Genomic DNA, 2,007 nt, shown 5'->3' on the forward strand with positions numbered 1-2,007 from the left:
AATCCAATCACCGGTGATGGCCCCCCTTCTCCCGAAGTTACGGGGGCATTTTGCCGAGTTCCTTAACCATAGTTCACCCGAACGCCTCGGTATTCTCTACCTGACCACCTGAGTCGGTTTAGGGTACGGGCCGCCATGAAACTCGCTAGAGGCTTTTCTCGACAGCATAGGATCATCCACTTCACCACAATCGGCTCGGCATCAGGTCTCAGCCTTAATGTGTGACGGATTTGCCTACCACACGGCCTACACCCTTACCCCGGGACTACCACCGCCCGGGCTGGACTACCTTCCTGCGTCACCCCATCGCTTACCTAGTACAGATCTGGGTCGCCGGCTCCACCACTTTCCATTCCCCGAAGGGTCCGGAACGGCTTCACGGGCATAGCATCGTCTGATTCAGTATTGGGCGTTTCAAAGCGGGTACCGGAATATCAACCGGTTGTCCATCGACTACGCCTGTCGGCCTCGCCTTAGGTCCCGACTTACCCTGGGCAGATCAGCTTGACCCAGGAACCCTTAGTCAATCGGCGCACACGTTTCTCACGTGTGTATCGCTACTCATGCCTGCATTCTCACTCGTGAACCGTCCACAACTCGCTTCCGCGGCTGCTTCACCCGGCACACGACGCTCCCCTACCCATCCCAGCCCCCGTTGGGGGTATGTGCTGGAATGACACGACTTCGGCGGTACGCTTGAGCCCCGCTACATTGTCGGCGCGGAATCACTTGACCAGTGAGCTATTACGCACTCTTTCAAGGGTGGCTGCTTCTAAGCCAACCTCCTGGTTGTCTCTGCGACTCCACATCCTTTCCCACTTAGCGTACGCTTAGGGGCCTTAGTCGATGCTCTGGGCTGTTTCCCTCTCGACCATGGAGCTTATCCCCCACAGTCTCACTGCCGCGCTCTCACTTACCGGCATTCGGAGTTTGGCTAAGGTCAGTAACCCGGTAGGGCCCATCGCCTATCCAGTGCTCTACCTCCGGCAAGAAACACACGACGCTGCACCTAAATGCATTTCGGGGAGAACCAGCTATCACGGAGTTTGATTGGCCTTTCACCCCTAACCACAGGTCATCCCCCAGGTTTTCAACCCTGGTGGGTTCGGTCCTCCACGAAGTCTTACCTCCGCTTCAACCTGCCCATGGCTAGATCACTCCGCTTCGGGTCTAGAGCGTGCAACTCAACCGCCCTGTTCGGACTCGCTTTCGCTACGGCTTCCCCACACGGGTTAACCTCGCTACACACCGCTAACTCGCAGGCTCATTCTTCAAAAGGCACGCAGTCACGACTGCATGTGCAAGCACATACAGCGACGCTCCCACGGCTTGTAGGCACACGGTTTCAGGTACTATTTCACTCCGCTCCCGCGGTACTTTTCACCATTCCCTCACGGTACTATCCGCTATCGGTCACCAGGGAATATTTAGGCTTAACGGGTGGTCCCGCCAGATTCACACGGGATTTCTCGGGCCCCGTGCTACTTGGGTGTCTCTCAAACGAGCCGTTGATGTTTCAGCTACGGGGGTCTTACCCTCTACGCCGGACCTTTCGCATGTCCTTCGCCTACACCAACGGTTTCTGACTCGTCTCACGTCCGGCAGAACGTGACAAAGAGATCCCACAACCCCCACGACGCAACCCCTGCCGGGTATCACACGTCGTAGGTTTGGCCTCATCCGGTTTCGCTCGCCACTACTCCCGGAATCACGGTTGTTTTCTCTTCCTGCGGGTACTGAGATGTTTCACTTCCCCGCGTTCCCTCCACATACCCTATGTGTTCAGGTATGGGTGACAGCCCATGACGACTGCCGGGTTTCCCCATTCGGACACCCCCGGATCAAAGCTCGGTTGACAGCTCCCCGGGGCCTATCGTGGCCTCCCACGTCCTTCATCGGTTCCTGGTGCCAAGGCATCCACCGTGCGCCCTTAAAAACTTGGCCACAGATGCTCGCGTCCACTGTGCAGTTCTCAAACAACGACCAGCCACCCACCACCCCGGACCG

Annotated in this window: 1 rRNA gene; it reads right to left on the bottom strand. The window is 57.4% G+C overall.

From position 1 onward, the window contains the following. A 23S ribosomal RNA gene (locus tag ACZ56L_RS35965) occupies positions 1–1,944 on the bottom strand; the annotation flags it as partial. Positions 1,945–2,007 lie beyond the last annotated feature (63 nt).

The sequence above is a fragment of the Streptomyces sp. NPDC039736 genome, assembly GCF_055596485.1.